The 6,562-nt window shown below is 69.6% G+C and carries 6 protein-coding genes; 3 read left to right on the top strand and 3 right to left on the bottom strand.

What is annotated here, in order from left to right; translation table 11 throughout:
• Positions 1-27: 27 nt before the first annotated feature.
• Both V7E45_RS37815 and V7E45_RS37810 read right to left on the bottom strand, forming a co-directional pair.
• Entirely contained in the window at positions 28-492 is a 465-nt protein-coding gene (locus V7E45_RS37815) for a RidA family protein (RefSeq protein ID WP_020941343.1), read from the bottom strand.
• The gene (locus tag V7E45_RS37810; RefSeq protein WP_003975360.1) at positions 489-650 is read right to left on the bottom strand and encodes a DUF4177 domain-containing protein; all 162 of its coding nucleotides are present in this window, start codon (positions 648-650) and stop codon (positions 489-491) included. The genes V7E45_RS37815 and V7E45_RS37810 overlap by 4 nt, the downstream gene beginning before the upstream one ends.
• Before the next feature lie 142 nt (positions 651-792).
• Here V7E45_RS37810 and V7E45_RS37805 point away from each other — a divergent pair, with 142 nt between their 5' ends.
• Positions 793-1,770: an ArsA family ATPase gene (locus tag V7E45_RS37805; RefSeq protein ID WP_333778801.1), complete on the top strand. Its 978-nt coding sequence runs from the start codon at positions 793-795 to the stop codon at positions 1,768-1,770.
• Positions 1,767-3,122, top strand: coding sequence for an ArsA family ATPase (locus V7E45_RS37800; RefSeq protein ID WP_333778800.1), 1,356 nt, complete (start codon positions 1,767-1,769; stop codon positions 3,120-3,122). Before V7E45_RS37805 ends, V7E45_RS37800 begins: the two co-directional genes overlap by 4 nt.
• A gap of 401 nt (positions 3,123-3,523) precedes the next feature.
• On the opposite strand, the gene wblA is transcribed toward V7E45_RS37800, so the two are convergent.
• A complete protein-coding gene (gene wblA / locus V7E45_RS37795; protein ID WP_179851885.1) occupies positions 3,524-3,862 on the bottom strand; it encodes a transcriptional regulator WblA in 339 nt (112 codons plus the stop codon).
• A gap of 554 nt (positions 3,863-4,416) precedes the next feature.
• Here wblA and V7E45_RS37790 point away from each other — a divergent pair.
• The coding region (locus V7E45_RS37790; RefSeq protein ID WP_333778799.1) for a transglycosylase domain-containing protein at positions 4,417-6,562 on the top strand (2,146 nt) is incomplete at its 3' end.

The raw sequence follows: 6,562 nt of genomic DNA, 5'->3' as shown, positions 1-6,562 counted from the left end.
GGCGGGGACCGAGGCGGGCCCGCGGGCTCAGGGGGCCAGCTCGACCTGGATCTCGACCTCCACCGGCGCGTCCAGCGGCAGCACCGCGACGCCCACCGCGCTGCGGGCGTGCACGCCCTTGTCGCCGAGGACCTCACCGAGCAGCTCGCTGGCGCCGTTGATCACACCGGGCTGACCGGTGAAGTCGGCGGCGGAGGCGACGAAGCCGACGACCTTCACCACGCGCGCCACGCGGTCCAGGTCACCGGCGACCGACTTCACGGCGGCCAGCGCGTTCAGCGCGCAGGTACGGGCCAGTTCCTTGGCCTCCTCCGCGGTGACCTCGGCGCCCACCTTGCCGGTGACCGGCAGCTTGCCCTCCACCATCGGGAGCTGGCCGGAGGTGTAGACGTACGCACCGGACCGCACGGCCGGCTGGTACGCGGCCAGCGGCGGGACGACGTCCGGAAGGGTCAGACCCAGTTCGGCCAGCTTGGCCTCGACCGCGCTCATGCCTGCTTCTCCCGCTTCAGGTAGGCGACGAGCTGCTCGGGGTTGTTGGGCCCGGGCACGACCTGGACGAGCTCCCAGCCGTCCTCGCCCCAGGTGTCCAGAATCTGCTTCGTGGCATGGACGAGCAGCGGCACGGTTGCGTATTCCCACTTGGTCATGGGCCGACTTTAGCCGCTGCGATCCACCGCACCCGCGGCCGACCGCGCAGGCCCGTCGGCCACCGCACCGGCGGCCGACCGCGGGCGCCGTTGTCCACAGCCCCACGCGTGACCGTCGGCCGGACTGGTTAGGCTCGAAGACGTGAGCAGGCTCCAGGTCGTCAGCGGCAAGGGCGGGACCGGAAAGACGACGGTCGCCGCCGCACTCGCGTTGGCTCTCGCCACAGAGGGGAAGCGCACGCTTCTCGTGGAGGTCGAGGGCCGGCAGGGCATCGCCCAGCTCTTCGAGACGGAGGTGCTGCCCTACGAGGAACGGAAGATCGCGGTCGCTCCGGGCGGCGGGGAGGTGTACGCCCTGGCCATAGACGCGGAACTGGCCCTCTTGGACTACCTCCAGATGTTCTACAAGCTGGGGGGCGCGGGCCGGGCCCTGAAGAAGCTCGGCGCGATCGACTTCGCCACCACCATCGCGCCCGGTGTCAGGGACGTCCTGTTGACCGGCAAGGCCTGCGAGGCCGTGCGCCGCAAGGAGAAAAGCGGCCGCTTCACCTACGACTACGTCGTGATGGACGCCCCGCCCACCGGGCGCATCACCCGCTTCCTGAACGTCAACGACGAGGTGGCGGGCCTGGCGAAGATCGGCCCGATACACAATCAGGCGCAGGCCGTCATGAGGGTGCTGAAGTCACCGGAGACGGCGGTGCACCTGGTGACGCTGCTGGAGGAGATGCCGGTCCAGGAGACCGCCGACGGCATCGCGGAGCTGCGCGCCGCGCGGCTGCCGGTGGGCCGGGTCATCGTGAACATGGTCCGGCCGGAGGTGTTGGACGCGGCGGACCTGGAACTCGTGCGGACCGTGGAGCGTTCATCCGTCGCACAGGCGCTGTCCACCGCCGGCCTCGGCGGGGCGCGGCGCGGCGGGCACGCCGAGCGGCTGGTGGACCCGCTGCTGAAGCAGGCGTCGGAGTACGCCGAGCGGTACGCGCTGGAGCAGGAGCAGCGCGCGGTCCTCGGCGATCTGGACCTGCCGATGCACGAACTGCCACTGCTCGCCGAGGGCATGGACCTCGGCGGCCTGTACGAACTCGCCAGCGAGCTGCGGAAGCAGGAGTTGTCATGAGTCCGGACCCGGCGCAGTCCCCGACCGCGGCGCCCGCCCAGTCCTCCGCCCGGGACGGCGCACGCTCCCGCATCTCCCCCGCGCGTGTGCTCGACGTCGATCCGCTGCTGGACGACCCGGCGACCCGCATCGTGGTGTGCTGCGGCTCGGGCGGCGTCGGCAAGACGACGACGGCTGCGGCGCTGGGCCTCAGGGCGGCCGAGCGGGGCCGCAAGGTGGTCGTCCTCACCATCGACCCGGCCCGGCGACTCGCGCAGTCGATGGGCATCGACTCCCTCGACAACGTGCCCCGCAGGGTGAAGGGCACCGAGGGCGACGGCGAGCTGCACGCCATGATGCTCGACATGAAGCGCACCTTCGACGAGGTCGTCGAGGGGCACGCCGACCCCGACCGGGCGGCCGCGATCCTGTCCAACCCCTTCTACCAGTCGCTCTCGGCGGGCTTCGCGGGCACGCAGGAGTACATGGCGATGGAGAAGCTGGGCCAGCTGCGGGCCCGGGACGAGTGGGACCTGATCGTGGTGGACACCCCGCCGTCCCGTTCGGCGCTGGACTTCCTGGACGCACCCAAGCGCCTCGGCTCCTTCCTCGACGGCCGGCTGATCCGGCTGCTGACCGCTCCGGCGAAGCTCGGCGGCCGCGCGGGGATGGCCTTCCTCAACGTCGGCATGTCGATGATGACCGGCACTCTGGGCAAGCTGCTGGGCGGCCAGCTGCTGAAGGACGTACAGACCTTCGTGGCCGCGATGGACACCACGTTCGGCGGTTTCCGCACGCGCGCGGACGCCACGTACAAGCTCCTCCAGGCGCCCGGTACGGCGTTCCTCGTGGTGGCGGCGCCGGAGCGGGACGCGCTGCGCGAGGCGGCGTACTTCGTGGAGCGGCTGGCCGCGGAGAAGATGCCGCTGGTGGGGCTCGTGCTCAACCGGGTGCACGGCAGCGGCGCCGGCGGACTGACGGCCGAGCGGGCGCTCGCCGCCGCGGAAAATCTTGAGGAGTCCGGCATTGTCGATCAGGGGGACGGGAAAGCTGGACTTCGTAACTCTCCCGACACGTACGGCAGTTCAGAACCTCCCGCTTCCCGGGCCGCAGCTGAGGACACCGCTTCCGAAGAAGGCTCCCCCGCCGCCACGGAGCACTCCGTCGACCAGCTCACCGTAGGCCTGCTGAGGCTGCACGCCGAGCGCATGCAGCTGCTCTCGCGCGAGCAGCGCACGCGTGACCGGTTCACCGCCCGCCATCCCGAGGTGGCGGTCGTCGAGGTGCCCGCACTGCCCGGCGACGTGCACGACCTCACGGGCCTGCGCGACATCGGCGACCGGCTGGCGGCGAGCCGCACGGAGCTGCCCTAGCGGCGCAGGCAACGCCCGCCGGCGCAAGTGACGTCCGCGCGGAATCTGTCGTCACACACGCAGACCCGGCGTCGCACACGCAGACCTGCGGTCGTACGCACAGGCATGACGCACGGGTGTGCAGGCATGACACGCCGGTGCGAAGGCACGCAAGGCACGGGGCGCCAGGGCTGAGCCTGGGCGACCTCCATGGCCTCGGTCATGTCCCGTGAGCGCGCCGGCGGCCGCCGCTCATGCACGCGTGCCCCGCGGGCGTGCCTCCGGGCACGCCCCGCACAGCGGGTGTCTCCGCGGGCGTCCCACGGGTGGCGCCCCGGAACACAGGAACACACGTCCGACCGCCGCTTCCCACGCCTCATGGCCGGCCGGAGTGGCTCCGAGTCCGCGCCGGCGCGAAAGCCCTAGCTCACCGCCGCGTAGTTCTCGTACACCTCGTCGCTGTCGAGGGGCACGATGCCGACGCCCCGCTCGTACTCCAGGCGCGCGGTCTCCAGCAGCCGGCGCCAGGAGGTCACGGTCGGCCGCCTACGCAGCAGTGCGCGGCGCTCCCGCTCCGTCATGCCTCCCCACACGCCGAACTCCACGCGGTTGTCCAGCGCGTCGGCCAGGCATTCGGTACGTACCGGACATCCGGTGCACACCGCCTTGGCCCTGTTCTGCGCTGCTCCCTGCACGAACAGTTCATCCGGATCGGTAGTGCGGCAGGCGGCCTGCGCACTCCAGTCGGTAACCCAGCCCATACCGGCGCCGTCCTCTCCCGAATCGAGGCTCCCCCACGGCGGCAGCGGCATATTCACCGCCGCCAGTTGAGGACGTTACGGAAGGTGGAGACAGCGCAACACCCCCTTCGGGCCCAATCTTGAATGGCCCGAACGGACTATGGGTAAGCGGCAGATCACCCGCGGGAGTGAGCTGGCGACATGCGCGACCATCCCGGCATACCGGGACGGCTGTGACGCGCCACACCGGGCGCCAGGTGACACACGAGGCGGTTTCGGACACGTCCCCACCAGAAAGTCGGGTACTTCCGGAACGATTCGGGGTCGTCGGACGTATTGATACGTGGCCGCACCGCTGTGACAGTTGATAGCAGCTTAGGCCAACGCCTGTGCGCGTGTCCGGCGAATGGAAACGTAGGCGCCGGCTTTGCCGCGCCGCGACGCGCCCTGCTGCCCACTCACCTGCCCCGATGCGTCCGCACCGGACATCGCGGACATCACGATCCGGCACCCGAACATCCCGAGAAGCGGCCGCCTCCACCGGAACGCTCATCAGTACGGATTAGGCTGCCCCCATGCCAAAGAAGCGCTCGGGCGGTGGCCTGTCGGCAACACAGCAGGCCGCCAAGTTCCTCGGTGTCAGTGTGCTCGCGGGAGCCGTCATGGCGGGCATCGCGCTGCCCGCCGCCGGCGCGCTGGGCCTCGCGGCCAAGGGCTCGGTCAAGGGCTTCGACGAGATCCCGGCCAACCTCAAGAGTCCGCAGCTCAGCCAGCGCACGACCATACTGGACAGCCGGGGCAACCAGTTCGCGACCGTCTACTCCCGTGACCGCACGGTGGTGGAGCTCAAGGACATCTCGCCGTACATGCAGAAGGCGATCGTCGCGATCGAGGACTCACGCTTCTACAAGCACGGCGCGATCGACCTCAAGGGCGTGCTGCGCGCCCTGAACAAGAACGCGCAGTCGGGCGGGGTCGCCCAGGGCGCCTCCACGCTCACCCAGCAGCTGGTGAAGAACTACTTCATCGAGGAGGCCGGCGACGACCCGACGAAGGTCGCCGAGGCCACCCAGCAGACCCTCGGCCGCAAGGTCCGCGAGCTGAAGTACGCGATCCAGATCGAGGAGAAGCTCGGCAAGAAGCGGATCCTCGAGAACTACCTGAACATCACCTTCTTCGGCGAGCAGGCCTACGGCGTCGAGGCGGCCGCCCAGCGCTACTTCTCCAAGCACGCCAAGGACCTCAACCTGCAGCAGTCCGCGCTGCTCGCGGGCATCGTCCAGTCCCCGAGCCGCTACGACCCGGTGAACGACGAGGCCGAGGCCACCAAGCGGCGCAACACGGTCCTGCAGCGCATGGCCGAGCTGGGCGACATCTCCCAGGCAGAGGCCGACCAGGCCAAGGAGAAGCCGCTCGGACTGCACGTCAGCCAGCCGAAGAACGGCTGCATCACGGCCACCAAGAGCGCCGCGTTCTTCTGCAAGTACGTCGAGAACGTCTTCCTGACCGACCCGACGTTCGGCAAGACCCGCGAGAAGCGCGCCAAGCTCTGGAACCAGGGCGGCCTGACCATCCGTACGACCCTGGACCCGCAGGCGCAGGCGTCCGTGCAGGCGTCCCTCAAGGAGCACGTCTACAAGTCGGACAAGGTCGCGGCGGCTGCCACCCTGGTCGAGCCCGGCACCGGCAAGGTCCTGGCGATGGGCCAGTCCAAGCCCTTCGGGTACGGCAACAACGAGACCGAGTACAACTTCTCGGTCAACCGGGCCATGGGCGGCTCCAACTACGGCTTCCCGACCGGTTCGACGTTCAAGCCGTTCGTGGCGGCGGCCGCGATCGAGGGCGGCAAGCCGGCGACGCAGGAGTACTCGGCGCCGTACAAGATGAACTACCCGAGCCCCGTGCAGCGGTGCAGCAGCAGCCCGTACGTCAACACCAAGAACGAGACGGTCGAGAACGAGAACGAGTCGGAGAAGGGCCCGTACCGCATGAAGGAGGCGATGGCGAAGTCCATCAACACCTACTTCGTGCAGCTCATCTCCGACATCGGCCTGTGCCCCGTGGTGAAGATGACCGACGCGCTGCACGTCGTGCAGGGTGACGGCTCGAAGCTCCCCCAGACCCCGTCCATCGCGCTCGGTTCGATCGGCCTCTCCCCGCTGACCATGGCGAGCGCGTACGCCACCTTCGCCTCCCGGGGCATGTACTGCACGCCGGTCGCCATCGAGTCCATCACCCAGAAGGTCGGCACCGAGCGGAAGTCGCTCGAGGTGCCCAAGTCGACCTGCTCGCGGGCGATGAGCGAGCAGACCGCGGACACCGTCAACACCCTGCTGCGCGGTGTGGTCGACTCCGGCACCGGCCAGGAGGCCGGCCTGAGCGACCGGGAGAGCGCGGGCAAGACGGGTACGACCGACTCCCGCAAGAACGCCTGGTTCGTCGGCTACACGCCGAACATGGCCGGCGCGGTCTGGGTCGGCAGCGCCAAGCAGAACGTGGAGATGACCCACATCACCATCGGCGGGGTCTACCGCGACCTCGTCTACGGCGGTCAGGTCCCCGGCCCGATCTGGCGTGACGCCATGGCGGGCGCCCTGGAGGGCAAGGACGCACCCGACTTCAACCTGGTCGACATCCCCGACGACGACAACCCCGGGGACGGCCAGGGAAAAGGACGAGGGGGGGACAACGGGGGCAAGAACGGGGACAACAACAACGGGG

Origin of the sequence: Streptomyces sp. IBSBF 3136 (assembly GCF_036815105.1) — a bacterium.
In the GTDB taxonomy this organism is placed as follows: domain Bacteria; phylum Actinomycetota; class Actinomycetes; order Streptomycetales; family Streptomycetaceae; genus Streptomyces.
The sequence above is the reverse complement of the archived record's forward strand: the minus strand, read 5'-3'. Positions and strand labels throughout refer to the sequence as shown.

What these genes read in the sequence shown, in the direction of transcription:
- V7E45_RS37815 (WP_020941343.1), bottom strand. Translation starts at nt 492, where the DNA reads ATGAGCGCGGTCGAGGCCAAGCTGGCCGAACTGGGTCTGACCCTTCCG.
- V7E45_RS37810 (WP_003975360.1), bottom strand. Translation starts at nt 650, where the DNA reads ATGACCAAGTGGGAATACGCAACCGTGCCGCTGCTCGTCCATGCCACG.
- V7E45_RS37800 (WP_333778800.1), top strand. Translation starts at nt 1,767, where the DNA reads ATGAGTCCGGACCCGGCGCAGTCCCCGACCGCGGCGCCCGCCCAGTCC.
- wblA (WP_179851885.1), bottom strand. Translation starts at nt 3,862, where the DNA reads ATGGGCTGGGTTACCGACTGGAGTGCGCAGGCCGCCTGCCGCACTACC.